Raw genomic sequence first — 26,514 nt, forward strand, 5'->3', positions numbered from 1 at the left:
ACTTGACATAGCGTTAATTTGGACGTAAATCAGAGGAAATAGTGGCTTTCGTACTTGCGGCGCATCTCAACCCCCTCCTATGAAGCCTACTCCTACTCTTCTAGCCTTGGCCCTGCTGGGCGGCGGCACTTCCTCTGCGCTGGCCCAGGTGGCCTGCCCGACCCTGCCCGCAGACCACATCAGCCGATTTACCTCGGTGCAGCCTTCCGCTCAGCCCCAAGACCTGCGGCTGCCGGCTACCCACACCTTCCAGCTGCTAGCCCAGGGCGGCAACGCTTACACCAACGCCGCCGATGGGAACATGCTGGAAGCTTTCGACTTCACGGGCTACGCCCCCATCAACGGCAGCAGCACCAACGGCTACCTCTCCATCAACCACGAGGGCTCCGGCACTACCTCGGGCGTGAGCATGCTGAGCCTGAACTTCAATGCCACCTCCAAGCTCTGGAACGTGACGGCCAAGTACCCCGTAAATTTTGCGCCGGTTATCGGTACTATCAACAACTGCTCGGGTACGGTAACGCCCTGGAGCAGCATTGTGACCTGCGAGGAAAACCTGGGCCCTACCAACCCCGTCGATACCAACAACGATGGGTACCTGGACTCGGGCTGGAACGTGGAAATCGACCCGGCTACGCACTCCGTGAAGGACCAGAACGGCGACGGCAAGCCCGACAAGCTGTGGCAGATGGGCCGCCTGAAGCACGAGAACATTGTGGTAGCCGCCGACCTGCGCACCGCCTACGAAGGGGCAGATGATGGCTCGTCCAACAGCTTTGTATACAAGTTTGTGGCCACTACCGCCGGCCAGCTGGGAGCGGGTACCCTGTACGCGCTGAAGCTGAACGGAGCCATTGGCACGGCTACTTCCGGCACTTGGATTCAGGTACCCAACTCTACGCCCGCCGAGTGCAACAATACCACGGTAGCGGCCCGGGCCCTGGGCGCAACCAGCTTCAATGGCGTAGAAGACGTGGAAATCAGCCCGCTTACCGGCCAGATCTACTTCACGGCCAAAGGCCCCGGCACCATCTACCGCTTCACCGACTCGGGCGCCAGCGGCACCACCGTCAGCAACTTTGAAATCTTCGCCGGCAACTCGCCCACGGTAACCAACCAAGCCTATACTATCAACTACGGTTCAGGCTCCATTTCCGAGCCCTGGCGCACCGGCAACGACAACCTTACCTTCGATTCCCAGGGCAACCTGTACGTGCTGCAGGACGGGGGCCTGAACCACATCTGGCTGATTAAGCCCTGCCACACCCAGGCCGCGCCGGCCGTGGAGCTGTTTGCCGTGACGCCCGCCGGCTGCGAGCCAACCGGCATGACCTTCTCGCCCGACGAGCGGTTCATCTTTATTTCCATGCAAAGCCCCGAAGAAACCAATTCGCTGGCTACCACGGATGCGGCGGGCCAGTCGGTGGTCTTCAACAAGTCGACGGCCTTGGTAATTGGCCGCAAGGGCACGCTGGGCACGGCTACCCCGTTGTCATCAACCAAAGGCAAGCCAGAGCTGGCGAAGGTGGAGCTCTACCCCAACCCCATTGAGGACGGCGAGCTAACGCTGTACCTAACCCACACCCAGCGCGAAGCCGCTACCCTGCAAGTACTGACCAGTGTGGGAGCCCGCGTATTGGAACAGCCGGCTACCCTTACGGCCGGGGCCAACACCTTGCGGGTGCCCGTGGGCAAGCTGCGCAGCGGGTATTACTACCTGGTTATTAAAACGGCTACTACCACCACCACGCGTCCGTTCAGCAAGCTGTGAAGCAGCCTGTCGTCTCCTTGCTAACCATCCTAGTTGTTGCCCTGCAGTTTCTGCAGGGCAACACGTGCTTGGGCCAGTGCCCCACGAAAGTTTCTTTTTCCCTGCCGGGTGCCCTGCGCCAGCCGGCCTGCGTGACAGAGCTGAACCTGCGGGGGCAAAATCTGGAACTGCTGCCCGGCAACGTGGAGCAGCTGCGGCGGCTGCGGCTGTTGTTTGCCCACGAAAACCACCTGCGCCACCTTCCCGACAACCTGGTGCAGTTGGATAGCCTGCGGGTGTTATTCGTCAATAAGAACAGTTTGCTGGATTTGCCGCCGACCATTGGCAACCTCCGCCGGCTGCGGCAGCTGCAGATTGAGCAGAACATGCTCACGGAACTACCACCCAGCATTGGCAGTCTCGACAGCTTGCGCTACCTCATGAGCGCCCACAACAACTTTACCTCCCTGCCGGAGCAGGTAGGGCAGCTGACCCAGCTTGAGTACTGCGACGTTTCGCACAATCAGCTTTTGTTCCTGCCTGCTTCGCTGGGCCGCCTGCAGAACCTGCGCTACGTGTACCTGAACGACAATAAGCTGCAGCATCTGCCGGCCCGCCTGGAGGGCCTCACCCAGCTAGAGGAGCTAAACCTGTCCAACAACCAGCTGGAGGAGTTGCCAGCCAGCCTGGGCCGCTGCCGAAATCTGAAAGTGCTTATCCTGTCCGGCAACCAACTCAAGGCCCTGCCCAACAGCCTGGGCCAGCTGCAAGCCCTGGAAATGCTGATTGTCAACGACAACCAGCTTACGGCCCTGCCCCGCTCCCTGCGCAAGCTGAAGAAGCTGAAGACTGTCATCGTCAAGCAAAACGCCTTTACCCCGGCGGCCCAACGCCAAGCCGAGACGGCCCTGCCAGGGGTTAAACTCTACTTCTAATGTCTTCCAATCTGACCTGCTACCCCGCCGCGCTCCGCTCTTTGTTGCTGGGCTTGTCGGGGTTGCTGTTTTCGTTTGCGGTGCTACACCGCACGCCTGCCGAGCAGGTAAAAAGCTACTACGATGACCATTTGAAGCGCCTACACGCGGCCCTAACCCACTTTCAGCAGCGCACCTACCAGGCCGATACCACCGCCCTACGAGTTGAGTTTGCCGCTTGCCGGCGGGAGTACAAGCACCTGGAATTTGCCGTGGAATATTACTACCCGCACGCGGCGGGCCGCATCAACGGGGCGGCCCTACCCGAAACGGAGCCGGGCGAGCCGGGCGAGGTTATTCAGCCCAGCGGGTTTCAGGTGCTGGAAGAAATCGTGTTTGCGGCTCCCGATACCCGCGCCAACCGGGACCTGGTTCATCAGGAAATCGACAACCTGCTGTTTCAGGTGCAGCAGTTGGAGCGCCAAGCTCCCCACCTGGCTTTTTCCGACGCCGAAGTGTTTGACGCCCTGCGCCTGAACCTGTACCGGCTGGCCGCCAAGGGAGTTTCTGGTTTCGACTCCCCGGCGGCGCACGCCTCCCTGCCCGAAGCGGCTGTTACCCTACAGGCTACCCGAGAGGTAGTAAGCCTGTTTGACGCGCCAGCAGCCCTCACTACCCATTTGCGCCGCTGCGAAGCGGCCGTAGCCACCTCCGGGCAAGACTTCAACTCCTTTGACCGCGCCCGTTTCTTCGTGCGCTATTTCAACCCGGCCCTGGCTGCCCTGCGCGAGGCCCAGCAGCAGCGGCAGATTCCCTTCCTAGCTACCCGCCGGGCGGTGCGGGCTGATGCGGCTAGCTTTTTCGTGGCCGATGCATTTGACCCCGGATTTTTTGCCCCCGCCGATGCGGCCGCGCCCACTCCGGCGGTGCTGGCCCTCGGCGAAGCCTTGTTTCAAGAGCCTATTTTATCGGGGCGCGGCGGGCGCTCCTGCGCCAGCTGCCACGTGCCCACCCAGGCTTACGCGGATGGGTTGCGCGTGAACCGTTCCCTGCTGGCCGAGGCGGAGTTAGAGCGCAACACCCCTACCCTGCTCAACGCCGCCCTGCAGCCCGATCAGTTCTACGACAGCCGGGTGCATTTCCTAGAAGATCAGGTGCACGCAGTCGTGTCCAGCAAAGCCGAAATGGGCGGCCAGCTCAGTGAGGCACCGGCCCTGCTGCGGCGCAAAGGCGCCTACCCCAAGCTATTTGCCCAGGCCTTTACTACCGAGCGTGAGCCTGTTACTGAGCGCAACATCCGACGTGCGGTGGCGGCTTACGTCCGCTCCCTGGTGCGCCTCAACAGCCGCTTCGACCAGTTTCTGCGCGGCGACACGGCCGTGCTGAGCAGCCGGGAAATCCTGGGGTTCAACCTGTTCATGGGCAAGGCCCAGTGCGGTACCTGCCACTACCTGCCCCTGTTCAACGGCACCGTGCCGCCCCTCTACGACAAAACCGAAAGCGAAGTGCTAGGCGTGCCTACCTCGGCCGATACCCTGCACCCAACCCTGGACACCGACCAAGGCAAGTTTCTGCTTTACGGCATTGCCCACCAGCGACACGCTTTCAAAACTCCTACCGTCCGTAATGCTGCCCTTACCGCTCCCTACATGCACAACGGCGCGTACCAAACCCTGGAGCAGGTCCTGGACTTCTACAACCGAGGCGGCGGCACCGGCCTGGGCCTCTCCGTTCCTACCCAAACTCTAGCCGAGGACAAGCTTAAGCTAAGCCCAGCCGAGCAGCAGGCTATTATTGCCTTCCTTAAGTCTTTGAACGATATGCAGGGGGTAGTTTATTGATATAAAATGCTCCAGTATGGCGCTTTTAGTATGCTATATCAGCTATGTTACTCAATGCAAAAGTTATAATACAAATCGAAGTCATTCTCATCATCCGACGTCCTATCTTGCACTTATGCAAAATTCGTAATCAACAAGAAAAACCTACTTGGCTATGAAATACAGAAGCGAATATGAGCAGCAGAAAGACGCACGGTTTGTTTATATATGCAACCTAATATTCTCTGGGCTAGGTGGTGGAGCTGTTGGCGCTGCTCTATGCATGATACTGAATGCCCTGTTTCTACACGTAGATCTATATGGATCATGTTTGTATGTCATACTATCATTGATTCTTGGAGCATGCATATCAGTAGCCATTTGTGCGCATCACCACAACACCCATACTAAATAATGCAGATGCACTTAGTAAACTATTGTATCCTGTTATATTAAAACCTCAAAAGCCCCGCCCTGAGTAAATAGCTTCCGGCGGGGCTTTTCAATTTTATCAGGCGGGTTCTACATTTCCGCCAGCATTTCCCAACGGTCGTTGAGCTGGGCTAGCTCTTTTTTTACCTGCTCAAACTTGAGGGTAGCGTCCTTGAGTTGGGCGGCGTTCTGATAGATCTGGGGGTCGGCGAGTTGAGCTTCGTACTGGGCCAGCTCCTTTTCCCGCTCGTCAATCTTCTTTTCTACCTCGGCCAGCTCCTTTAAGGCTTTCTTCTGGTCGGGCGAAGGCGTTTTGGCGGGTGTAGCGTCTACTTTCTTTTCCTCCTTGGGCAGAGGTTTCGGAGCCGATGGCGAGGGTAGGCCGGCTTTTTTAGCGGCCTTTTCGCGGTCCTCCTGCCACTGCTCGTACTCGTTGTAGGTGCCGGGGTACTCCTTCAGTTGGTAATCTTCGATGTACCAGATTTTGTTGGCCACATTCTCCACAAAGAAACGGTCGTGGCTAATCACGATGTAGGTACCCTGATACTGATCCAGGGCCTGAATCAGGATGTTCACTGACTGCATGTCCAGGTGGTTGGTCGGTTCGTCGAGGAGTAAGAAGTTGGCCTCCGAAATCAGGGTTTTGGCCAGGGCCACGCGGCTTTTCTCGCCCCCGCTGAGCACCTTGATTTTCTTGTACACGTCGTCGCCGGTGAACAGGAAGGAGCCCAGCACGGAGCGCAGCTCCATTTCTGAGCGCTTCGAGCCGGCCTCCACCATTTCCTGCAGAATCTCATTCTCAATGCGCAGACTTTCCAGCTGGTGCTGGGCGTAGAACGACATGATGACGTTATGGCCCAACTGGTGGTTGCCGGCAGATGGCGCCTCCGAGCCCGCTACCAGGCGCATCAGCGTGGACTTGCCCTTGCCGTTGGCCCCAATAAGGGCAATTTTGTCGCCGCGCTCAATGTGGACGTGGGTATCGCGGAAGATGGTTTTCTCCCCGTATTTCTTGCCCACGTGCTCCATGCGTAGGATGTGGCGGCCGGGCGTGACGGTGAAGTTGAACTTGATGTTCACGCGGGCGTCGTCCTGGGCTACGTCGTCGATGCGCTCCAGCTTATCCAGCATCTTCACGCGGCTTTGGGCCTGCTTGGCTTTGCTGGCCTTGGCCTTGAACCGCTCAATAAAGCGCTCCGCCTGCCGAATCTGGGCCTGCTGGTTTTCGAAGGCGCCCTTTTGAATGGCGTTGCGCTCTTCCTTTTCTTCGAGGTAGAAGCTATAATTGCCGGCGTAGGGCACCAGCTTGCCGCCCGTTACCTCCACCGTGGTGTTGGTGGTGCGGTCCAGGAATTCCCGGTCGTGGCTCACGATGATAACGGCACCCTCGTAGCCAGCCAGGTAGTTTTCAATCCACTTAATGGAGGGCAAGTCCAAGTGGTTGGTTGGTTCGTCGAGCAGGAGTAGCGAGGGTTGCTGGAGCAGGATTTTGGCCAGCATCACGCGCATGCGCCAGCCCCCCGAGAACAGCTTCAGGGGGCGCTGCAGCTCCTCCGTGGTAAAGCCCAAGCCTTCCAGGATTTCCTCAGCGCGGGCCTGCATGGTGTAGCCGCCCAGAGCCTCGAACCGCTCCTGCAGGGTCGCCAGCTTTTCTACCAGGTCGTCGGTGTAGTTGGTTTCGAACTCCAGCAGCACCTCGTCAATCTTCTTCTGAATCTCCAGAGCCTCGGCAAAAGCCTGCATGGCCACCACCAGAATGGATTCGTGGGAGTCGTAGCTAAGCAAATCCTGGTTTAGGAAGCCCAGGCTCACGTCCTTGCTCATGGAGATGCTACCACCGTCGGGCTTGTACTCACCCACCAGAATACGCAGCAGCGTCGATTTGCCCCGGCCGTTGAGCCCAATGAGGCCAATCTTATCCTTGGGCTTAATATGCAGGTTGGCCTTGTCGTAGAGGGTACGCGAGCCGAAATGAAAGTCGAGGTCGGTAATGGAAATCATCCTACTTTGCTATGAAGCTGCAAAGGTACGGGTTTTGGACGGAGGGTATTTCTATACTTATGACCTAGTCTCTATAAAGTTTGCCGCACTTTGCCAGGCCCACCAACAGCTTGTATCTTGCCAGCAACGTACGGTAAACACCCCTCCAACACGGTTGCCTATGAACGGCGAAACCCCGGCTGTTGGAGCAGACCGGGGTTTCAAGAAGTGGGTGCTGGTACACCCTAACTTCTACTCGGAAATGAAGAAAGTGCGTACGGAAGGGAAACAAGTCAGCAAGGCTGGTTGGTTTCCCGTTCTTCTAGAGCTGAGCAAAACAGCTTTGGGAGCGGTAATTAGAGCCGTAGTCAGCTACTGGCTCGAACACCGGTAAAGTGGTGGCAGGCGACCCGTTTGGCTGCCTGCCATTTTGCTTTTAACTGATGCAAAGATGGGAAGGTTGCGTAAATATTCAACACCCGTTGAAATTTCAACTTGCTCACCGAAAGCCGATTTACTACACGCCCTCAAACACCTCCGCCCACTCCATCTGCAGTTCCGGCAAGGTAGCCACCGGAATCAGGCCGGGCGCGTAAAACTCGCCGCGTAGCTCGTAGCGGCCATCTTCGCCTAGCAGACATACTACTACGTTTTTCTGCTCGGGCGTTACCATCCAATATTCGCGCACGCCTACCTCCTCGTAAAGGTCGAACTTCTCCTTCGTGTCGCGGGAAACGTTGCCGGGCGAGAGGATTTCGATAATCCAGTCGGGGGCACCGAGGCAGCCGCGGTCGTCGAGCTTCTGCAGGTCGCAGATGACACAGATATCGGGCTGCACCACGGTTTCAATGCTGGCGTCGCCGTTGGGGGTAGCGCGGGTCAGACGCACATCAAACGGAGCATGATACATCTTGCAGTGCTTGCCCCGCAGGAACTGCATAATAGAAAACTCGATGTTGCGAGTAATATCTTGGTGCTGCCGCTTTGGGGCGGGGCTCATCAGGCGCACCCGGCCCCGAATTAGTTCTACCCACTCCGAGAGCTGCCAAGTCAAATAGTCGGCGTAAGTATACGTCTTCGTGAAGTCGAGTTGGGAAAGCTGCGTGATGGGAGCCATGGGAAAGCCGTGGTGAGTCTTAAACAAAGATAATATTTACAATTACGGGATATTTCGCCGCCGCTTTTGTAGTAAACCGCCCAAACTGCCTCTTCCCTACCCCGTACACCTGTGCATGAACCGTCCTTTCTCTCCTCTACCCCTTGCCCTAGTTTTGGTCGTTGCCGCCTGCCGCTCGGAGCAGGAAACCTCCGTAGCCGAGGCCCGCGACAACGTACCGGCCGCCGTAAAAGGTGAGATGTCGACGACGGAAACGGTGGGTGCTACCGGCCGCAACCACGGCTACATCCGGCGCTTCTACCAGCAGAAAGGTCAGTACTACGTCACCGTCGACTACATCCAGTTCCTAAACGGAGCCGATGCCGTGGCCGCAGCTCAGCGTAAAGGCGACGCTCAAGTGGACGTGCAAAACGGCGACACGATTTACTCGGTCTTCAACGATTACTACATCGTAAATGACAGCCCGCGCCAGCGCACCTTTCGCCTCGCTGACCAGGCCGTGCTAACGCTCTGGAACAAAACCGGTGAGCTGCGCCAGTACAACGCTACTCCCGCCGAGGTGGTAGCTCAAGGCACGGATGTATTTCGCTATGCTCCCTTTATCGTTGAGACCCGGCAGAACGTGGTAACCAGCGTAACGGAGCAGTACGTACCCTAACCGCAGCCAGGCAGTTAGCTGGTTTTTGACGGAAAATCGGCTACGAATAGCGCTAGGGCCGTATAAGGCCGTATCTGTTCATGTAACGACTCACTACTGCTATGGCAACCAACGACCCCACCAATAACGTGACCGAAAACGACGACCTCGCTGAACGCGCCGCCCAAGGCCGGCAGGATGGCAGCCCGGTTGGCCAATCGTCGGGCCGCCCCACCTACGGGGTAGGCGGCTACGAGCTGAACCTTGACGCGGAAGCCGGCGACGAGGGTGGCTCAGGCAGCGCTACCTCCTCCAACACCCGCACCAGCCGCGGGGAGCACACGGAAGAGGAGCAGCGCTAGACTACTCCACTGATTCTAGTTAACCGCAAAAACCGCCCGGCCCTAGTCTGCTTCGATTAGGGCCGCGCGGTTTTTGCGTGTGAGCACTAGGGCGGGGCTACCCTACAAATGGCGCCTTGAACTCCGGGACTACCCGCTTTTTAGAGGCCTGCTCGTAGGCGTAGGCCAAGGTCAGCAACGGCCCTTCTTGGTAGGCTCCACCCACAAACGAAAGGCCGACGGGCAGGCCGTGTACCTGCCCCATGGGCACCGTAATGTGGGGGTAGCCGGCCATGGCGGCTGGCGAAGAAAAGCCGGGGCCGCCGCCTGAGTCGCCGTTAATCAGGTCGATGCAGCGGGCCGGGGCGTTGGTAATGGCAACGAGACCATCGAGCTTGTTTTCGCGCAGTACGTTGTCGATAGCGGCGCGGGCACCCTGGTGCGACTTGCGCAGGGCGGCCTGGTACTTGGGGCTTGCCAGGCCTTCCAGCTTGTCAGAAGCTTCCAGGATTTCCTGCTGGAAGAAAGGCATGGCCTTGGCCTTGTTTTCCGTGTTGAAGCGAATGACATCCGTGAGGGTTTTCACGTTCGCGCCGGCCGTAGCCAGGTACTTGTTCACGCCGTCTTTGAACTCGTAGAGCAGCACGTCGTACTCGGCTTGGCCCAGGGGGTCGGTAAGCTTTTCTACCTCTACTTCTACCACCGTGGCGCCCTGGGCTTTCAGCAGCTCCACGGCCTGCTTAAGTAGCGGAATGGCGTCGGAAGCACCGGTCAGATGGCCTTTTTCCACGCCTAGGCGCTTGCCTTTCAACCCGTTCGGGTTCAGAAATGTGGTGTAGTCGGGCTGTATTTTGCCCGCGCTTTCTTTGGTTACGGCGTCGGCAGCATCCTCCCCAGCCAGGGCACCCAGCAAAATGGCGGCGTCCTGCACGGTGCGGGTCATGGGGCCGGCTGTATCCTGGGTGGCCGAAATAGGAATGATGCCGGAGCGGCTCCATAGGCCCACCGTGGGCTTAAATCCTACCAGCCCGCTGCACGACGAAGGAGATACGATGGAGCCATCCGTTTCGGTGCCAATGGCCAAGGCGCAGAGGTTGGCCGCGGCCGCGGCCCCCGAACCGGCGCTCGAGCCGCTAGGTGTGCGGTCCAGAATGTAGGGATTCTTGGTTTGGCCGCCCCGGCTGCTCCAGCCGCTGGTGGAGCGCGTGGAGCGGAAGTTGGCCCACTCGCTCAGGTTGGTTTTGCCCAGCACCACGGCGCCAGCTTCGCGCAACTTCTTCACAATGAAGGCGTCCTGGGCTGCCTTGTGGCCGGCCAGGGCCAAGGAGCCGGCCGTGGTCTGCTGCTTGTCGGCGGTATCAATATTATCCTTGATCAGCACCGGAATACCGTGCAAGGGGCCGCGCAGCTTGCCGTTTTTGCGCTCCTGGTCCAGGGTATCGGCAATGCTGAGCGCATCGGGGTTTACCTCAATAACCGACCGGAGCTTGGGCCCAGCCTTATCAATGGCCTCAATCCGCTCCAGGTACAGCTCCGTAATGCGGCGGGCGGTTAGCTGCCCGCTCTTCATTTTTTCCTGCAGCGCCGTTACCGTGGCTTCGTGCAGTTCAAAATCGGTAGCGGCGGCATCGCCGGCAGCGGCGGCGCCTTCCGGGGTAGTGTTTTTTTCGCCCCCGTGGAGCAAGCCGCGAGGGAAAACGAGGACAGCGCCAGTCCGGCCAGGGAGCCGTTGCGCAGAAATAGTCGGCGGTTCATAGAGAAGTAGGGTTTCGCCTGTCAAGATAGAGGGGAATCCGATGCGGCGCACGCGCCAGGCCAGGGCCGACCGAAAATTCCTTCCGCTGCCAGCAAAGGAGGCACTAACTGCATATGCAAAAGCCAGAAAGCACGTTATCAGGCGCGGGCAACAATTTATGTCGGTACATGAACCAGCAGGCTCGATTCCTCCGTAGCTTCGGGCTCTTGATTCCGTCCTTCATCCGGTCCTCGTTTTCCAAGCTAGACCTGATGAACCCAGTATTCCGGTTTTTGGCTGTTTCCTGACCCGTTGACAGGCAGCTATCGTCTACTTTTTTCTTATGTATGCAGCATATTATTATTGACTCGCCGGGCATTACCATTAGCTACGACTACCATAATAAATGGCTTTACGTGAACTGGTGGGGCGAGCATAACCAGGAGTCGGGCCGGGCGGGTTGCGACCTGATTCTGACGGTTTTAAGTGAATGGCCTGCCGCAAAAATTTTGAACGATAACTCCAACGTCACGCGAGCCGCTCTTCAGCTTACTACCTGGGGCATTTCCTGGCTGCGCGATATGTACGCGGCGGGTTTGCGCTACCTGGCCTGGGTGTACGCCCCCGATTTCCAGGGCCGCGCAGCCGCCGACAAAATGATGCGCTACCTGGAAAAACCCCTGGTAGCTACTTTCGACGACGTGGCCTCGGCCTACACATGGCTCCGGCAGCAGAAATAAGCTCGCGTTAGGCAGGAAATAGTGCCCAGCAACTCACGCAAGCAGCGTGAACTAACTCGCTCCGCCAACGCCAGCACGCTAAACCCACTGAGTACAAAGGTGAGTAACCGTAACTAAGCTGCTGGCAATAAATACCTCATTCGTTGAGCGTTACTCCGCCTCACTAAGCTTTTTGGCCATGCCGGCTGGTACACCGGCGCTATGGAGCAGGCCACTCACCATGCCTTGGCGCCAGAGGGAAAAAACGGAGTAGCGCCGTTCCCGGCTCGAGGCAATGATGCCGGTTTGTAGGGGCTGACCGGGCTTGCGCGGGTTATTGTCGCGGATGAAGATACCGTTGACTAGTGAAGTACCTACCCGGTGCAGCACACCAGGCCGCTCTTGCTGGTTAAGCAGCTGTAGCTTCAGATCGGCGTACTCGCCCCACATGGTGCCCCGGGCAGCCGTGCGGTCCAGCTGCATCTGAAACCGGATGCGGCGCACCGTGCCCCTACGGATGGCAATGCCGCGGGTGGGCACAATCATGGAGTTCAGCATGGAAAGCGACGCAGCCCCAAACTCCCCTCGTAACGTATGCCGCCCACTGGCATCCAGCAAGTTAGCTCGCAGACTCATGCGGGCGGCGCACTGGTTTTGAAGCCAGCCGGTAGCCTCGCCCGTCAGGGGGGTAGCGGCACTCATGCGGCGCGGGTCGTTGGTGAGGTTGCGCAACTTGACGTTGAGGCGGTTGATACTCATGACGCCGGGCTGCGGGTCGCGGGGGGAGCGGAAGGTCAGGGCCAGGGTGGCGTCCTGAATGCCAAAGCGGTTAAGGGCAAACTGAAACGGTAGGCGGCCCAGCATTTCGGGCGTCACCACGGAAATGTTCGGGTTGGTGGCAAAACGCCCGTCGCTGCGGGTGCTGATTTGGGGGTGCCGGACCAGCAGGGCTGTGGCGCGCAGTTGCTGCTGGTTGGCGGCCGCCGGAAAATCGAGGCCGGTTAGCACTACCTCCGGCAAGCGCACGGAAACGTGGGCCGACTGGTGCTTTTTGCTCCGGGCCAACTCCACCACGCTCATGGTGGGCAAGGCCAGCACCTGCCGAATTTGCATCTGGCCCGTCCGGCTGTCTGCCCGCAGGCTCTGCCAGGAAAGGTGGTAATAGGGCGCATCCAGGGTAGCAGTGGCGGCGCCGGTGCGTACCTGCCAGGCGCGGGCGTAATAGATGTCGGTGGGAGTTCCTTGGCGCGGCAGCACCTGAATGCCGTTAGCTGCTACCGCCACATCGGCCAGGGCTGGGGCCAGGGCCAGTCCGGCCACGCGCAGCTGTCCGCCAGTTACTTGCATACTGCCTAGCCGGCACTCCGCCAGGTAGGGTTGCAGGAGTTCGTGCAGGACTGGTGGCTTTCGGGTAGGCAGGGTGAGGGCCAGGCGCGGACGGGTAGCGCGCAGCGTATCAGCCCGGAACCGGCGCCGACTCAGTTGAGCAGCATCCAGTCCGCGTAGTACCAGTTGGGGCAGGGCTAAACTCACGCGCATGGCCGAGCTGCGGACGCTGCTGATGGGCTTCCGCGGATGCACCAGCACCGAATCAAGCCGCAGTTGCCGGCTCCCAGTCGAAAACGTGGCCCGCACCAACTTCACCTCGTGGCCCGGCACTTGCGCGGTAGCTCCGGCTACCTGCGCAGCTACCGCCGCCGCGTAGCCTACCCGACCGGAGTCAGCTGCCCCGGCGGCACTTAACCATACGTCCTGCAGCACTACCGCGCTTTCTCCCAGCCGTACCTGAGCCTGGTTGCCCGCGCCATAGGTAGCGCGCACGTGGCGCAGGGCCAGCTGACCAAGGCGTACTGCTTTGCAGGGAAGCCGTTGATGCAAAGGCTGCTGGCTCCCGCCCTGGGGTAGGGAGGCCAGATGCAAAGTCAGGGAATCCAGCGTGATGCTGTCAACTGGCACTTCTTGTCGCCGCAGCAGAGCCAGCAGGCCCACCCCATTAATGCTCAGCTGCCCCAGTGCCAGCTGTAGCCGGGGCAGGCGCGCTGAATCGGGAGAAGTGGCAGCGGTTGTGCGCAGGTGCAGGCCGCGGAGGGTAGCCCTGCGCTGCCAGAGGCTGGTTCGGAATTCCGTAACGCGCAGTTGGTAGCGGCCTTTGGTGCTTTGAGCCACCTGCTCTTCCAGCGTACGACGCAGCCAGGGGTCCAGAAAAAAGGTTACTCCCAGGCCCACGAGTAGCACAAGCAGTCCTACCCCCAGCAGCAGCCAGCGCCCCCAGTGGCGCCGGGGCGAGGCAGGAGCAAGCGTAGGAGCTGGTTTGCGGGAGAGTAGCACGGCTTGGCTTACGGGGAAGCCCCCAACCAAGGTTCGAAACCCGGCGTTGTGGATGCGGCGGGGCCGGATCTGGTGCTGTTGAGCCTCGGTATTTCTGTCCCTGACGGCTTGCCATGTCTGCCGGGGCTTGTATTTTGTGCCCCTAACGGGCCCGGCTACTACTGCCGGCTGCTTTTCAGGCCGCCGCCCACTTTGGGTGGCAGTATCGTATTCATGGCCGCGTGCCGGCGCGGCCCAACCAATCCGTAGTGCTTTCAGTTAAAGAACCGATGCTGGCCATAACTTCTCTTCTGAATCCGCAGAGCGCGGAACGGATTAACCGTCTGATTAAGAGCCTGGAAGCCGAATTCGGCCTCGATGATGTGCAGGCTACGCCCGATCCGCATATTACCTACCAGCTGGCTGGGGTGCGGAAGCTGTCGGCGCTGAAGCAGGCGCTCCGCGATGTAGCGCGCCACACCCAGCCCTTTGCCGCATTTACCACCGGCCTGGGCGTTTTTCCGGGCCCAAACCCGGTCATTTACATTCCCGTGCTGCGCTCCGATGCGCTGAACAACCTGCACCAGCGCATTCTGCGGGCCACCGCGCCGCTCTGCTTGCGTACCGACAAGTTTAGCGGGCCCGACTGCTGGCTGCCCCACATCTCCCTGGCCCTCCACGACACCACCCCGGAGCTGCTAGGCCCCGTTATGCAGTACCTGAACCAGCACACGTTCAACCTGAAAATCAGCATCAACAACCTAGCTATTCTGCGCCAGGAAGGAGAGAGTTTCGTGCCGGAGAAGATTTTCACCTTTGAAGGGCACAAGCATGAGCCCATACCAACCCTGTTCGAGTCGCAGGCTTAGGCGCGGGAGCAGCGCCATAGTGCGTTTACCCGCTGCTCGTTGATGAGAGGTGAGCGGGCGCGGGCTTGCATTTTCCGGCCGGGCTGCGACCTTTACTGCTTCCAACTCACCTTTTTTCTTTTATGAATACGTATACCATCGTCCTCGCCTTGCACTCCTGGACCCGCTGGCTGGTTGTTATTTTCGGGCTGATTGCTGTGTTTCGGGCCTTTACGGGCCGGCAGGGTCGCCCTTGGACGGGGGCCGACAATGGTATGGGCGCCGCCTTTGTGGGCTCTATGCACCTGCAGTTGCTACTAGGCCTAATTCTGTATTTCAGCCTGAGCCCCTATGGCCTTAAGGCTTTCGAAACAGCGGGTAGCGCCGTGATGAAAGACGCCGGCAGCCGCTTTTTCGCCGTGGAGCACCTGGTGGGCATGATCCTGGCCGTGGTAGCCGCCCAAATCGGTCGCACCCTGTCCAAGAAAGCCGTTGACCCTCTTGTGAAGCACAAGAAAGCCTTCACTTGGTTTCTTATTGCCCTGCTGATTGTGCTGGTAATGATTCCTTGGGGCATCTGGAACCCGGAGCGTCCGGCCTTCCGCGTCTGAGCTAGTGCTACCCTCGCCCAAGCAAACAGCCTCCCGAACCACGTTCGGGAGGCTGTTTGCTTGGGCGCTGAAGTGAAGGTTAGGCAGGACCGCCTAGAAAAACATTCCGCCCGAGGCTTCCAAACGCTGCGCGTTCACCCAGCGGCCTTCCTCGGAGCACAGGAAGGCGACTACCCCGCCAATGTCCTCGGGCTGGCCCACCCGGCCCAGGGCCGTTTGCGACGCTACAAACTGGTTCAGGTGCTCATCGTCGCGCACCCGCCCGCCACCAAAATCGGTGGCAATGGCCCCGGGGGCTACCACGTTGGCTGCAATGCCGCGGGCCCCCAACTCCTTGGCCTGGTAGCGCGTCAGCACTTCAATGGCGCCTTTCATACTGGCGTAGGCCGAGGACCCCGGCAGGGAAAAACGCGCCAGCCCCGAGGAGATATTGATAATACGCCCGCCATCAGCCAGCAGGGACAACGCTTTTTGAGTTAGAAAGAAGGGACCTTTCAAGTGAACCGCTACCATCTCGTCGAACTGCTCTTCGGTGGTATCGGCGAAGGCCGAATACAGGGCTACCCCGGCGTTGTTCACGAGAAAGTGAAACTGCTCGGCCTGGAAGGCGCTCTGTAGGGTAGTGCGCACCTGCGCAAAAAAGGCGTCGAAGCTCTTGCTGTCGGCCACATTCAGTTGCAATGCCGCCGCCTGCTGGCCCAGGCCCTGAATTTCAGCTACCACGGCTTCGGCTTCGTCCTTTTTGCTGTGGTAGGTAATCAGTACGTTGGTGCCTTTGCGGGCCAAGCTCAAAGCCATGTCTTTGCCCAGGCCACGGCTGCCGCCGGTAACGAGGGCTATTTTCGTGTTACTCATTGCTTTCGGGGGTTGAAGTGAACAGTGCAAAGGTGCTGCGCCTCCCGCCGGAAAGTATGGTGAGTAGTTCCGTTTAAATGGTGAGAGTTTCCGATTCTGAGGCGGCTCGTTCCGCGGCCCACACCTGCTCCCGATACTGTTTGGGCGTGCACCCGGCAAAGCGTTTAAAGAACTTTGTGAAGTTGGAGGGGTCATAGGTAAGCCCGGCCGCAATGGTAGCCACTGAGCGGCTAGGGTCGCGCAGCTGCTCCCGGGCAATGTCCAGTATGCGCGCCTCAAAATAGTAGCAGGGCGGGTGGCCGGTGGTCAGCTTGATGGTATTGCTCAGATGGGTAGGATGAATGTGCAGCTGATCAGCCAGGTCACGAATTTCAAGCATTTCCGTGACGCGGCCCGTTACCACATCCTCCAGGTGCTGGTCTATGGCCCGCAGAAAATCGGCCGTTATTTCGTGCTGACGGGCCAGCAGCTTTTTTGGAATTGGTGTAGTTGCCATGCGTTGAAGAAGCAAAAAAACTGCAACTAGTTGTACCGCGCTTGCTCCGGCGGGCTGCCGGCCGCCTGGCTTCTTCCCCCGGAAAGTAGCGCCACGAGAGGTTCCCGCGGCAACTGCTTCACTCGAATGTGGCCCCTTGCCAGAGGTTTGACCCAGTGGATTAAGGTAGCTGCCAGGCTTTTTTATTCGTACTCTAAGGATTTAACGCCTTTTTTGTAGTGTAGTAACGCCCGCGGCCCGGTGTCGGGAGCGTTGCGGCAGCTATCAGCGCCGGCCGACGGGCTTTGGCACCGCTTTTTTGCCAGCTGGCCACTTTTCTTTTCTCATCACACCTCCTCTGCTTTTGCGCTCAGTTACTCTCTTCGTCCTGCTCTTTCTGATTTCCACGCTTGCCTTCAGCCAGAGCAAGTATCGGCGGGTAGTAGCCAAACGGGGCGACGGAGTGAACACGCTCCTCTACCACAACGGGCTGACTCCGAGCCGGCACCTGCGCCAGTTTCAGCAACTGAACCGCGCCAACCTAACCAAGCGCAACGGCCTCATTATTGGGCGTACCTACCTGCTGCCCCGCCCTACCCCCCGCGCCACTAGCAGCGCCAGAACCGCGCCAGCTACCCGCGCTGCCACTTCGCATGGCATCAGCACTACCCCCATGCTTCCGGCCAAGCTTTTCGGGCCCACCTACGGCCCGGTGCCCGTCCGCGACCGAGCCCTACGGGGGGCAGTGTACTACCTCTCGCCGGGCCACGCCGGCCCCGACCCTGGTGCCATCGGCCAGTACGGCACCTACAAGCTGGCCGAGGATGAGTACGCCTACGACGTAACCATCCGGCTGGCCCGGGTGCTGATGGAGCACGGCGCTACGGTGTACATGATGGTACAGGACCCCAACGACGGCATCCGGGACGAGAGCGTACTGAAAATGGACTACGACGAGCTGACCTACCCCCAGCAGCGCATTCCGCTCAGCCAGCTTGGCCGCTTGCGCCAGCGCATGACCCAGGTCAACCAGCTCTACGCTCGCCACAAAGGTGCCTACCAGCGCCTGCTGAGCTTGCACGTCGACAGCCGCAGCGCCGGCCAGAACATCGACGTATTCTTTTACCACCACCAGAACAGCCAGGCCGGCCTGCGCCTGGCCAAGAACATTCACAAGGTGTTCACGGCCCGCTACAAACGCGCCCAGCCTACCCGCCCCTACTCCGGCAACGTTTCCATTCGGAGCAGCCTCTACGAAGTACGCACCAGCCATGCCCCGGCCGTGTTCATGGAGCTGGGCAACATCCGCAACAGCAAAGACCAGCGTCGCTTCGTGGTAGCCGACAATCGCCAGGCCCTAGCCAACTGGATTTACGAGGGCCTGCTAGCTGATTATACGGGGCGATAAGCGAAAGTTGGCTCATGGCGAAGGCACCGAGGTCATCCATCCTGCCCACTGTGCTACCCCTCTGAAATGTAACAAGCCCTTGACGTATGGTAGCGTCAAGGGCTTGTTACATTATCGGGTGTTTGGCATGGAGAGGAAGGACGACTTCGTGCCCCTAGCCATGACACTACCCGGTTGCCTTATTCCGTCGCTCACGGGTTCATTAACAGAAATAGCAGGTTGTGGTACACGATACCCTGTTCCCCGTCGTGAATACCATCTAGGCCAGCATCTTCCATCAGGGCCTCTACTTCTTCGTAGTCCTGCAGAAAGTCGATTTCTACATCGTTGGAGCCCGGTACCTGCGTGTGCGTCACGTAGCGTCGCCGCTTTTCTAGGGTAATGAATAGCTTCTGCGTTTTAGTTTGGGCAATGAGCAGGGCCGGATGCTCCTGCATACTACCGTCCGTAGCCTTGGTATAGACGGTCGTTTTCTCGTCGGAGGCGGCGTGTTGCAGGAAGCTGGCGGGGTCAAGAGGCATAGCGGAAGCATAGAGCTGGGATGATGTCGGCAAGGTAGAAATAGTGCCTTTGCCGATACTAAGAGGTAGTACGGCAGGGCTAGGTGTTGAGGATAAGGCAGCTTCATATTTACGACCAGCGGTGAGTCTGTTATCTTGTCAGACTTCCCAATCCAGGTATTTTCCTACATGTCGAAGAAAGACCGGCTTACTTACTTAAAATCTGCGGTTTTCTCTGCGGATCGGAATGAAGCACGAAACGCCTGTTATCGTCTATTCCATTTTGGGGGCAGATTTCACAAAACCACGCAGCGCCGAAACCGTCGATTCTTGCTCGATTTATTGGTGCATGAAAATGCTCAGGTCCGAAATGCGGTGGCTATTGTATTCCGTGAAAATCGGTTTAATCATGCCGTAATACCTTTATTAAAAGCAATAAAAAACCCGGCTAACCTTCAAAATCGAGGTACATTAGTCTATGCCCTGCAGGCATTAAACTGCCGCAAAAAACTGGTTGAGCTATTTGAAATAGTATTTGAGGCAGCAGGAAATAACTGGGAAGTGCAACAGCACGTTCTAACAGTGCTCGATGAGCAGTCTTTCGTGACTACTCCGGCAGAGTTACGCCATATTAAGCAGCGGTGGGAGGACCTCCGGCCCAGTTGGAATCGTATTAATAATATTACAGCAGGTGCCCCCGCCCGTTACGACCTGGACGACACACTCATTCAATCTTTCATTGATGAGCATCTGACTCACTGAAATGAAAAAGCCCGCCGCTGAATCCAGCGGCGGGCTTTTTACTAAGAGCTATGCAGCCAATTACTGGCCCAACACCATGGCAAACACCAACGGGGCCACAATGGTAGCATCTGACTCGATGATGAACTTGGGCGTGTCCTAGCCCTGGTGATTTTCCCGTTGGGCACAGCACCGGAGCAGAAGCCGTACGAGACCTGTTATGTTACTAGCGCCAAATTTTTATTTGAGTATTATAATTAAAAATCAATTTCAATACCCACTACCCATGAAGAACTACCTGCTTCTTCTGCTGCTGGTGCCGGGCTTGGCCGCTGCGCAACCGTCTGTCCCCTTCATGCTGAAGGGCCGCCTGGGTCCAACTACGTACAGCGGCAAGCCTACCTACGTTTATTTGCGCAGCGGGAGGATGTTAGATTCTGCGGTGGTAAAGGGAGGGCGCTTCGAACTGAAGGGCACCGTGGACGAACCCACTAAAGGATTGCTCTCCATGCGGCGGAATATGGACGATATGTCGGATCATAAGGCAGTTTTTTACCTTGAACTAGGTACGCTCATCTTCACTAGCCCCGATTCGCTCAAGAACGCGCAAGTGGGCGGCACACCGCTCACAGATGCCTGGCGGGAGATATGGTTTGCAGCAGAACCGATTGTTCGGCAACTGAATGTGCTGGAAAAAGCGCTGCGGGCCGGAACGCCAGAGCAGCAGTTGCCGGCGTTCCGGCAGGACCTGCAGGCACAGCGCACGGCTTTACTGCGGGAACGCACCCGTCTGGATTCTATTTTCGTCCGCGCCCACCCCACGTCGCCCATCAGTCTGTACGTATTGAACAGTATCAGCAAGGACCCCACACACACCGCGCTGGTGATGGCTTTGCTTCCTACCCTGTCACCCGCTGCGTTCAATAGCCCGCGAGCCGAGGAAATCCGGACGACAATTCAGCAAAACACGCTGGGCATTAAGCCTGAGATAGAGTTGCAGGTGGGACAAATGGCCCCAAATTTCACCCAAGCTACGCCAGATGGTCGTCAAGTTTCGCTCACGAACTACCGCGGCAAATACGTGTTGGTCGACTTTTGGGCCAGTTGGTGCGGCCCGTGCCGCGCGGAAAACCCAAACCTGGCGAAAGCCTACCACACGTTTAAAGACAAGAACTTCGACGTGCTCGGCGTGTCACTCGATGAGGCCAGGGACCGGGCAAAATGGGTGAAAGCTATTCAGGATGATCAGCTACCCTGGACACAAGTAGCCGATCTGAAGGGCTGGGAGGGCCAGACTGCCCGCGCCTATTTCATCCAAGCTATTCCGCAGAATTTCTTAGTAGACCCAACTGGTAGAATCATAGCCATGAACCTACGAGGCGACGCGCTGTCCAAGGCACTGACGCGGCTAGTGAAATAGGAAGTCAGCTAAAACAGCCAACGCCGGAAGTTAGTCCTTGAGAAGCAGAAAGTATTTCTTATTAGTGCTGGATAATAAAACCCAAAAGCCTGCCGCTGAAGCTTCAGCGGCAGGCTTTTTCTTATAGGCTATCTAGGCAGCCAATTACTGGCCTAGCACCATAGCAAACACCAATGGGGCCACGATGGTAGCATCCGACTCGATGATGAATTTGGGCGTGTCCTGGCCCAGCTTACCCCAGGTGATTTTCTCGTTCGGTACGGCGCCGGAGTAAGAACCGTAGGAAGTCGTCGAATCCGAAATCTGGCAGAAGTAGCCCCACAGCGGCACCGAGGTGCGCTGCAGATCCTGGTGCAGCATGGGCACTACGCAGATGGGGAAGTCGCCGGCAATGCCGCCGCCAATCTGGAAGAAGCCTACTTTGCTTTCCTCGGTAGCCTGGTTGGTGTACCACTCGGCCAGGTAAATCATGTACTCAATGCCGGTGCGCACAGTGTGCACGTTCTTGATGTCGCCGGAAATAACGTGGCCGGCGAAGATGTTGCCCAGCGTGGAGTCTTCCCAACCGGGGCAGATGATGGGCAGGTTTTTCTCGGCAGCAGCCAGCATCCAGGAGTCCTTGGGGTCAATCTGGTAGTACTGCTCCAACTCACCCGACTTCAGGATCTGGTAGAAGAACTCGTGGGGGAAGTACCGCTCGCCGGCCTTATCAGCCTGCTCCCAGAACTTGAGCACCGAGTGCTCCAGGCGGCGCATGGCTTCCTCTTCCGGAATGCAGGTATCGGTTACGCGGTTCATGTGGCGCTCCAGCAGGGCCTGCTCGTCGGCGGCCGTCAGGTCGCGGTAGTTGGGTACCCGCTCGTAAAAGTCGTGAGCTACCAGGTTGAAGATATCCTCTTCCAGGTTGGCACCCGTGCAGCTGATGATTTGCACCTTGTCCTGGCGAATGAGCTCGGCCAGTTGGATGCCCATTTCGGCGGTGCTCATGGCGCCGGCTAGGGTAATCATCATCTTGCCCCCTTCCGCGAGGTGCTTGTTGTAGCCTTCGGCGGCATCAATCAGAGCAGCGGCGTTGAAGTGGCGGTAGTGGTGCTTGAGGAAGTTCGTTACGTTCATCGAATCGTAGGTTCAGAGGTAGTGGGGTTCGGTGTTCTATCAAAAAAGAGGGTAGAATCGTTCAATACGGCAGTCCTGTATCGAAGATTCTGCATAAGGTACCATTGCGGCTGGGTTGCTCACAAAAGCAGGGGTAGACAGCCCGGTACGACTAAGCTGGTATTAGGCTCCCCTCCTTGGAAAGGAAGGGTTGGGGGTGGTTAAAAACTAGGGCGAGAAACTAGCTCTAGTTATCGTTCTGCGGTTTCAACCACCCCTAACCCCTCCTCATCTGAGGAGGGGAACTAGAAAAAAGTAGTTCTAGCTGGGCTGCTCAATCATCAGGTTGTGGTTGGTATAGATGCAGATATCGGCGGCAATGTGCAGGGCATCCTCTACCATCTGGCGGGCCGTGAGGTGGGGGGCGTGCTTTTTCAGGGCCAGGGCGGCGGCCTGGGCGTACATGGCGCCGGAGCCGATGGCGGCTACGTCGGAGTCGGGCTCCAGCACGTCGCCGGTGCCGGCAATAATGAGCAGCTCATCCTTGTCGGCTACTACCATCATGGCTTCCAGCTTGCGCAGGTACTGGTCTTTGCGCCACTCCTTGGCCAGCTCAATGGCGGCGCGGCGCAGCTGGCCGTTGTAGCTACCCAGCTTCTCCTCAAACTTATCGAGCAGCATGAAGGCATCGGCGGTGGAACCGGCAAAGCCGGTTACCACTTTGCCGTCGTGGAGCTTGCGCACCTTGCGCACGTTGCTCTTGGCCACGTGCTTGTCCATGGTGGCCTGGCCGTCGGCGCCGAGGGCAATTTCGCCGTTGTGGCGCACACCCAGGACGGTAGTGGAGCGGATTCTCATATCAAATAAGCAGTTTTTAGTGGGCAGTGCCGGCTGAAAACATCTGTCATCCTGACGAAGCAAGGACCTTACCCTGCTGGCCCGGACCGTAACAACGGCAACCGCACTGGCGTGATAAGGTCCTTCCTTCGTCAGGATGACAGACGATGATAGGGCTGGCACCAACTCAGAAACGGGCCTGCAATTTAGCAAAGTAAAACCGGCCGTTCGAGCCCATCTGCACCGGGTCCCAGGCCCCGCCGGTTTCCGTGCGCTGCGGATCGAACAAGGTGGGGTAGCGGTTTAGCAGATTAGCGCTACCCACAATGAACTGCAAGTGGTTGGTTAGCGCGTAGTTCAGGGTTAGGTCGGTGGTGATGCGCGAGTCATACTCCATCGAGGCGCCGTCCCAGTCGATGAGCGTAATCTTATCAAACCGCACAAAGCGCAGCAAGGCCCCAAACCGACCGAGCTGGTAGTCGAAGGTCAGGTTGATTTTGGAGGGCGGCGCTGAGGCTTTCACGAAGGCCTGCTCCCGAGCCCCGAAAAACTCTTCTTCCCTCCCCGCCAGCCGGCCTGAGGTACGCACCCGGTCAATTTTCAGGTTGTTGACGTTGGCCGCCAGCGTGGAATTCAGCCGACCGGTGCCCAGGGGTAGCGTGTGGCTCAGCACCACGTCGAGGCCTAGGGAGCGGGTGTCGGCGGCGTTGGCGAAGAACTGGGCCTGGTCCACGTTCAGGGCCTGCAAATCGGGGCCGATAACGGGGTCGTCGGCGGAGAACTGGCTAGTGAGCACTACCCGGTCTTTCACCTTGATGTAGTAGCCGTCCAGGGTCAAGCTCAGGGAGGAACCGATGCGGCTGGTGAGGCCGATGTTGGCGTTGTTGGAGGTTTCCTGCTGGAGGCTGGGCACGCCCAGTTTCTGGGTTACAGCGCTGTTGTTGCGGGCCAGCAGCACCTCCACCGGCTCGCCATTGATGAAGTTGGTGAAGGTAGAGTTGAAGTTTACCTGAGCCAGGGAGGGCGCCCGGAAGCCGGTGCTGTACGTGCCGCGCAGGGTCAGGAACTCCGTGAGGTTGAAGCGGGTAGCTAGCTTGTAGTTGAGCGTGCTGCCGAAGTCGGAGTAGTGCTCGTAGCGTAGGGCCCCGGCCAGCAGCCAGCGCTGGGTTACGCTTAGTTCGGCATCGGCGTAGGCCGCTACGTTGTCGCGCTGGGCCTTAATGGCATCGGTGGGCTGGTAGCCGGGAAAGCCCTGGGAGCCGCTGGCCGCCCCGGATTGGGGGTCGTAATTGGCGTAAGAAGCTTCTTCGCCCGCAAACAGCGAGTACCACTCGCGGCGCCACTCGGCCCCGGCGGCCACGTTCAGGCCCTGCAGCACGGTTTTGTAGTTGCGCGTCAGACCCAGGTTTACCACGTTCTGCTGGAGCTGAAACCCACCGGCGTTGAAGGAGGTAGGCGAGCTAGCGCCCAAGGAGGAATTAAGCGTGTTCTTGACCCCGTACTCGAAGCGGTTGGAGCCGAAGTTGTTACTCACATCCAGCTCCCACTCGCCCAGGGCCGTGCGCAGCCCCGCTACCGCCGAGGCATCCCAAATGTCGCTGCTGATGATGGGGTCGAAGCCGTTGGGGTAGATGGCGGGCACGTTCCGGTCGTCGTCGGCAAAGCGGGTCCAGGCGTAGGCGTCGCCCCGGCGCTTGTTGCCGCCCCCGAACACGTAGAAGTACGACCGGTCATTGAGGGCAAACCGGGAGTTGAGGTAGGCCGAGAGGTTACGAATTTCCGGGTCGCCGTACTCGCGGCGGGCCAGGCCATCGGCGTTGGGTACATTGGCCCGTTGGGTGTGCTCACGCAGGTTGTAGTCGACGGTGGCATTCACGAAGCTACCCTTCTGCCCCAGCCCAACCCCGTAATTAAGGTTGGCGTTGAAGTTGCCGCCGTCGAAGTTCTCGTCGTCGAAACGGTATTTGGCGTCGTAGGCTCCGTAGTTCACGTTGGCAGTCAACTCCTTCACCGAGCTTTTCAGCACGATGTTGATGACGCCGGCAATGGCATCGGAGCCGTACTGGGCCGAGGCGCCGTCGCGCAGAATCTCAATCCGCTCGATGCTGGCGGCCGGTATCACGTTCAAATCGGTGCCGGTGTTGCCGCGGCCGCGGGTACCAAACAGGTTCACCAGCGCCGATTGGTGCTGACGCTTGCCGTTTACTAGTACCAGGGTTTGGTCGGGGCCGAGGCCGCGCAGGGTGGCGGGGTCCACGTGGTCGGCACCATCCGAGCCGGTTTGGCGGTTGGAGTTGAAGGAGGGCGCCACAAACTGCAGCAGCTGGTTTACGTCGAGCTGACCGGTTTTGGTGGTTACCTCCCGCAAGTCGATAATGTCCACCGGCGAGGGCGAATCAGTGACGGAGCGGTTCTGGCTGCGGGAGCCCACTACCTGCACTTCGCCGAGGCCCGTAGTAGCGTCGGTCAGCCGGATGCTTACCTGGCCGCCGGCGGCATCCACTTCCTGCGTGGCGTACCCGATGGAACTGATTTGCAGGCGCGGGGTAGCAGTGCGGGCCTGTAGCGTAAAGCGGCCGTCGTTGCCGGTAGCCGTACCGTTGTTGGTGCCTTTTTCTACTACGGTGGCCCCAATCACGGGCTTGCCCGCGCTGTCTGTTATTTGCCCTGAAATGGTCTGCCCTTGCGCGAAAGCGCCAACGCTGGCCAAACACAGCGTTACTGCCAGTATAGTCTGCTTCATACCCTTGCTCGATTGAACGATTCACAATCGGGTGCCGCCGGCGTAGCTCCCACCGCCGGTAAGTATAGGGTTTTTGCAATAAATATTTGCCGATAACGGCGTGGCCTGCTACTTCCCCCGCTCCGCTCAGCCAAGGGAAACCGGCTCCGAGCGCGCCGCTTCCCAGGCCAGCAGCGCTTGTTTGCGGGCGCTACCCCAGCGGTAACCGCCCGGTCCGCCGTGCTGCTGAATAACGCGGTGGCAGGGAATCAGGTAGCCAATTAGGTTTGCACCCACTGCCCCGCCTACCGCTTGGCTGGCGCCCGGCTGCCCCAGAGCCGCCGCAATGTGCCGGTACGATACCACGGCACCGGCCGGAATGCGCAGCAGCGCCTCCCACACCTTTATCTGGAAGTTGGTGCCTTTCAGCAGCAGGGGTAGCGGCCGGGCAGCTGTGGGGCCGGGCACCTGGAAAAGCGAGGCCGCCACGGCCGCCGTTTCGGGTTCGTCGGCCAGTAGAGTGGCGCCGGGCCAGGTAGTCCGCAACTGCGTAAGGGCCGTTTCTCGCTCAGTTGCCGATTGAAACGTTAGACCGCAGATGCCCCGCTCCGTGAGGCTGAGCAGACACTCGCCGAAGGGCGTGGGGTGAAAGCCGTAGCGAATGACCAGCCCGGCGGCCTGGGCGCGGTACTCGGCCGGCGTCATGGCCTCATAGGTCACAAACAAATCGTGCAGGCGGCTGGAGCCCGACAGGCCCGCCTGGTAGGTAGCGGCCAGCATGTCTCCCGACTCCAAGAGTACCTGCCGGGCGTATTCCTTGGTCAGGAACCGCAAAAACCGCTGCGGACTCGTGCCCGCCCAGCGCGTAAACAGCCGGTTGAAGTGGAACGGGCTCAGGTGTACGTGCGCGGCAATGTCGTGCAGGGAAGGCTGCGCGGTGAAGTGGGCGGCAATGTAGCCAATGGCCTGCTCCACGCGGGCGTAATCCAGCTCAGCTTGCGTAAGTTGCATAAGAAGGAAGGAGGTAGGGTTTCCTCAAAAGTACCGCCGGTTGTAGTCGGCCTCAATCCGAATCTTGCGCAGTTGCACGGAGCGGAACGGGTTAGGCCTAGGTACCGTGCCGCACTAGCACGGCTGTAGAGACGCGACACTTCGCGTCTCATTCGTTGCTAAGGTTGTTTATCCTAACGGTGCAGCCCCGACCGTTCAATAAGGAGACGCGAAGTGTCGCGTCTCTACGGCCGTTTGGC

The 26,514-nt window shown here is 58.9% G+C and carries 23 protein-coding genes and 1 pseudogene; 12 read left to right on the plus strand and 12 right to left on the minus strand.

What is annotated here, in order from left to right; all coding sequences use genetic code 11:
* Positions 1-79: 79 nt before the first annotated feature.
* From MWH26_RS11705 to MWH26_RS11715, 3 genes are read left to right on the plus strand one after another with little or no spacing between them, the layout of a single operon-like run.
* Positions 80-1,771, plus strand: coding sequence for a PhoX family protein (locus MWH26_RS11705; RefSeq protein ID WP_247974433.1), 1,692 nt, complete (start codon positions 80-82; stop codon positions 1,769-1,771).
* A gap of 17 nt (positions 1,772-1,788) precedes the next feature.
* The gene (locus MWH26_RS11710) at positions 1,789-2,685 is read left to right on the plus strand and encodes a leucine-rich repeat domain-containing protein (RefSeq protein WP_247974434.1); all 897 of its coding nucleotides are present in this window, start codon (positions 1,789-1,791) and stop codon (positions 2,683-2,685) included.
* Positions 2,685-4,505, plus strand: a complete 1,821-nt coding sequence (locus MWH26_RS11715) for a cytochrome-c peroxidase (protein ID WP_247974435.1) — start codon at positions 2,685-2,687, stop codon at positions 4,503-4,505. Before MWH26_RS11710 ends, MWH26_RS11715 begins: the two co-directional genes overlap by 1 nt.
* Positions 4,506-5,006: 501 nt before the next feature.
* Here MWH26_RS11715 and MWH26_RS11720 read toward each other — a convergent pair.
* Positions 5,007-6,917, minus strand: a complete 1,911-nt coding sequence (locus MWH26_RS11720; protein ID WP_247974436.1) for an ABC-F family ATP-binding cassette domain-containing protein — start codon at positions 6,915-6,917, stop codon at positions 5,007-5,009.
* Between MWH26_RS11720 and MWH26_RS11725 the strand changes: the two genes are divergently transcribed.
* Positions 6,907-7,290, plus strand: a complete 384-nt coding sequence (locus MWH26_RS11725) for a hypothetical protein (RefSeq protein ID WP_247974437.1) — start codon at positions 6,907-6,909, stop codon at positions 7,288-7,290. The two genes, MWH26_RS11720 and MWH26_RS11725, sit on opposite strands and share 11 nt — an antisense overlap.
* Positions 7,291-7,413: 123 nt before the next feature.
* Here the strand turns inward: MWH26_RS11725 and MWH26_RS11730 are convergent, their stop codons facing one another.
* Complete coding sequence (locus MWH26_RS11730; RefSeq protein ID WP_247974438.1) at positions 7,414-8,013, minus strand: Uma2 family endonuclease; 600 nt, start codon at positions 8,011-8,013, stop codon at positions 7,414-7,416.
* Positions 8,014-8,128: 115 nt separating this feature from the next.
* On the opposite strand from MWH26_RS11730, the gene MWH26_RS11735 reads away from it, so the two are divergent.
* Both MWH26_RS11735 and MWH26_RS11740 read left to right on the plus strand, forming a co-directional pair.
* The gene (locus tag MWH26_RS11735; protein ID WP_247974439.1) at positions 8,129-8,671 is read left to right on the plus strand and encodes a hypothetical protein; all 543 of its coding nucleotides are present in this window, start codon (positions 8,129-8,131) and stop codon (positions 8,669-8,671) included.
* Positions 8,672-8,772: 101 nt separating this feature from the next.
* Entirely contained in the window at positions 8,773-9,012 is a 240-nt protein-coding gene (locus MWH26_RS11740; RefSeq protein WP_247974440.1) for a hypothetical protein, read from the plus strand.
* A 97-nt stretch (positions 9,013-9,109) separates the two neighbouring features.
* On the opposite strand, the gene MWH26_RS11745 is transcribed toward MWH26_RS11740, so the two are convergent.
* Positions 9,110-10,675 carry an amidase gene (locus MWH26_RS11745; RefSeq protein WP_247974441.1) on the minus strand — a complete coding sequence of 522 codons (1,566 nt, stop codon included), beginning with the start codon at positions 10,673-10,675 and terminating at the stop codon, positions 9,110-9,112.
* A 398-nt stretch (positions 10,676-11,073) separates the two neighbouring features.
* Here MWH26_RS11745 and MWH26_RS11750 point away from each other — a divergent pair, with 398 nt between their 5' ends.
* Entirely contained in the window at positions 11,074-11,466 is a 393-nt protein-coding gene (locus tag MWH26_RS11750) for a hypothetical protein (RefSeq protein ID WP_244696806.1), read from the plus strand.
* Positions 11,467-11,616: 150 nt separating this feature from the next.
* Here MWH26_RS11750 and MWH26_RS11755 read toward each other — a convergent pair whose 3' ends face one another.
* A complete protein-coding gene (locus tag MWH26_RS11755) occupies positions 11,617-13,773 on the minus strand; it encodes a DUF748 domain-containing protein (protein WP_247974442.1) in 2,157 nt (718 codons plus the stop codon).
* 269 nt (positions 13,774-14,042) lie between these two features.
* Between MWH26_RS11755 and MWH26_RS11760 the strand changes: the two genes are divergently transcribed.
* Positions 14,043-14,621 (plus strand): 2'-5' RNA ligase family protein, encoded by a 579-nt coding sequence (locus tag MWH26_RS11760; protein ID WP_247974443.1) that lies wholly within the window; start codon positions 14,043-14,045, stop codon positions 14,619-14,621.
* 122 nt (positions 14,622-14,743) lie between these two features.
* Positions 14,744-15,211 carry a hypothetical protein gene (locus tag MWH26_RS11765; protein ID WP_247974444.1) on the plus strand — a complete coding sequence of 156 codons (468 nt, stop codon included), beginning with the start codon at positions 14,744-14,746 and terminating at the stop codon, positions 15,209-15,211.
* A 93-nt stretch (positions 15,212-15,304) separates the two neighbouring features.
* On the opposite strand, the gene MWH26_RS11770 is transcribed toward MWH26_RS11765, so the two are convergent.
* Both MWH26_RS11770 and MWH26_RS11775 read right to left on the minus strand, forming a co-directional pair.
* A complete protein-coding gene (locus MWH26_RS11770; RefSeq protein WP_247974445.1) occupies positions 15,305-16,066 on the minus strand; it encodes an SDR family oxidoreductase in 762 nt (253 codons plus the stop codon).
* Positions 16,067-16,139: 73 nt separating this feature from the next.
* Positions 16,140-16,562, minus strand: coding sequence for a helix-turn-helix domain-containing protein (locus tag MWH26_RS11775; RefSeq protein WP_247974446.1), 423 nt, complete (start codon positions 16,560-16,562; stop codon positions 16,140-16,142).
* A gap of 343 nt (positions 16,563-16,905) precedes the next feature.
* Here MWH26_RS11775 and MWH26_RS11780 point away from each other — a divergent pair, with 343 nt between their 5' ends.
* Complete coding sequence (locus MWH26_RS11780) at positions 16,906-17,949, plus strand: N-acetylmuramoyl-L-alanine amidase family protein (RefSeq protein WP_247974447.1); 1,044 nt, start codon at positions 16,906-16,908, stop codon at positions 17,947-17,949.
* 191 nt (positions 17,950-18,140) lie between these two features.
* Here MWH26_RS11780 and MWH26_RS11785 read toward each other — a convergent pair whose 3' ends face one another.
* Positions 18,141-18,470, minus strand: a complete 330-nt coding sequence (locus MWH26_RS11785) for a hypothetical protein (RefSeq protein WP_247974448.1) — start codon at positions 18,468-18,470, stop codon at positions 18,141-18,143.
* A gap of 168 nt (positions 18,471-18,638) precedes the next feature.
* Here MWH26_RS11785 and MWH26_RS11790 point away from each other — a divergent pair, with 168 nt between their 5' ends.
* A complete protein-coding gene (locus MWH26_RS11790; RefSeq protein ID WP_244696814.1) occupies positions 18,639-19,211 on the plus strand; it encodes a hypothetical protein in 573 nt (190 codons plus the stop codon).
* Positions 19,212-19,271: 60 nt separating this feature from the next.
* Here MWH26_RS11790 and MWH26_RS11795 read toward each other — a convergent pair.
* A pseudogene (locus MWH26_RS11795) lies at positions 19,272-19,402 on the minus strand (deoxyhypusine synthase family protein); the annotation flags it as partial.
* Positions 19,403-19,476: 74 nt separating this feature from the next.
* On the opposite strand from MWH26_RS11795, the gene MWH26_RS11800 reads away from it, so the two are divergent.
* Positions 19,477-20,610 (plus strand): TlpA disulfide reductase family protein, encoded by a 1,134-nt coding sequence (locus MWH26_RS11800; protein WP_247974449.1) that lies wholly within the window; start codon positions 19,477-19,479, stop codon positions 20,608-20,610.
* Positions 20,611-20,754: 144 nt separating this feature from the next.
* Here the strand turns inward: MWH26_RS11800 and MWH26_RS11805 are convergent, their stop codons facing one another.
* The 4 genes from MWH26_RS11805 to MWH26_RS11820 form a co-directional block, all read right to left on the minus strand.
* On the minus strand, positions 20,755-21,726 hold the full coding sequence (locus MWH26_RS11805; protein WP_244696816.1) for a deoxyhypusine synthase family protein: 972 nt from the start codon (positions 21,724-21,726) through the stop codon (positions 20,755-20,757).
* A 300-nt stretch (positions 21,727-22,026) separates the two neighbouring features.
* Entirely contained in the window at positions 22,027-22,563 is a 537-nt protein-coding gene (gene hslV / locus MWH26_RS11810) for an ATP-dependent protease subunit HslV (RefSeq protein ID WP_244696817.1), read from the minus strand.
* Positions 22,564-22,729: 166 nt separating this feature from the next.
* Positions 22,730-25,285, minus strand: coding sequence for a TonB-dependent receptor (locus tag MWH26_RS11815; protein WP_247974450.1), 2,556 nt, complete (start codon positions 25,283-25,285; stop codon positions 22,730-22,732).
* Positions 25,286-25,411: 126 nt separating this feature from the next.
* Complete coding sequence (locus MWH26_RS11820) at positions 25,412-26,275, minus strand: bifunctional transcriptional activator/DNA repair enzyme AdaA (protein ID WP_247974451.1); 864 nt, start codon at positions 26,273-26,275, stop codon at positions 25,412-25,414.
* Positions 26,276-26,514: the final 239 nt, after the last annotated feature.

It is taken from the genome of Hymenobacter sublimis (assembly GCF_023101345.1).
GTDB classification, from domain to species: Bacteria; Bacteroidota; Bacteroidia; order Cytophagales; family Hymenobacteraceae; genus Hymenobacter; species Hymenobacter sublimis.

Coding starts and splice junctions, on each gene's coding strand:
- MWH26_RS11705 (WP_247974433.1), top strand. CDS start 80: ATGAAGCCTACTCCTACTCTTCTAGCCTTGGCCCTGCTGGGCGGCGGC.
- MWH26_RS11715 (WP_247974435.1), top strand. CDS start 2,685: ATGTCTTCCAATCTGACCTGCTACCCCGCCGCGCTCCGCTCTTTGTTG.
- MWH26_RS11725 (WP_247974437.1), top strand. CDS start 6,907: ATGGAAATCATCCTACTTTGCTATGAAGCTGCAAAGGTACGGGTTTTG.
- MWH26_RS11720 (WP_247974436.1), bottom strand. CDS start 6,917: ATGATTTCCATTACCGACCTCGACTTTCATTTCGGCTCGCGTACCCTC.
- MWH26_RS11730 (WP_247974438.1), bottom strand. CDS start 8,013: ATGGCTCCCATCACGCAGCTTTCCCAACTCGACTTCACGAAGACGTAT.
- MWH26_RS11735 (WP_247974439.1), top strand. CDS start 8,129: ATGAACCGTCCTTTCTCTCCTCTACCCCTTGCCCTAGTTTTGGTCGTT.
- MWH26_RS11740 (WP_247974440.1), top strand. CDS start 8,773: ATGGCAACCAACGACCCCACCAATAACGTGACCGAAAACGACGACCTC.
- MWH26_RS11750 (WP_244696806.1), top strand. CDS start 11,074: ATGCAGCATATTATTATTGACTCGCCGGGCATTACCATTAGCTACGAC.
- MWH26_RS11760 (WP_247974443.1), top strand. CDS start 14,043: ATGCTGGCCATAACTTCTCTTCTGAATCCGCAGAGCGCGGAACGGATT.
- MWH26_RS11765 (WP_247974444.1), top strand. CDS start 14,744: ATGAATACGTATACCATCGTCCTCGCCTTGCACTCCTGGACCCGCTGG.
- MWH26_RS11770 (WP_247974445.1), bottom strand. CDS start 16,066: ATGAGTAACACGAAAATAGCCCTCGTTACCGGCGGCAGCCGTGGCCTG.
- MWH26_RS11775 (WP_247974446.1), bottom strand. CDS start 16,562: ATGGCAACTACACCAATTCCAAAAAAGCTGCTGGCCCGTCAGCACGAA.
- MWH26_RS11785 (WP_247974448.1), bottom strand. CDS start 18,470: ATGCCTCTTGACCCCGCCAGCTTCCTGCAACACGCCGCCTCCGACGAG.
- MWH26_RS11790 (WP_244696814.1), top strand. CDS start 18,639: ATGTCGAAGAAAGACCGGCTTACTTACTTAAAATCTGCGGTTTTCTCT.
- MWH26_RS11800 (WP_247974449.1), top strand. CDS start 19,477: ATGAAGAACTACCTGCTTCTTCTGCTGCTGGTGCCGGGCTTGGCCGCT.
- MWH26_RS11805 (WP_244696816.1), bottom strand. CDS start 21,726: ATGAACGTAACGAACTTCCTCAAGCACCACTACCGCCACTTCAACGCC.
- hslV (WP_244696817.1), bottom strand. CDS start 22,563: ATGAGAATCCGCTCCACTACCGTCCTGGGTGTGCGCCACAACGGCGAA.
- MWH26_RS11815 (WP_247974450.1), bottom strand. CDS start 25,285: ATGAAGCAGACTATACTGGCAGTAACGCTGTGTTTGGCCAGCGTTGGC.
- MWH26_RS11820 (WP_247974451.1), bottom strand. CDS start 26,275: ATGCAACTTACGCAAGCTGAGCTGGATTACGCCCGCGTGGAGCAGGCC.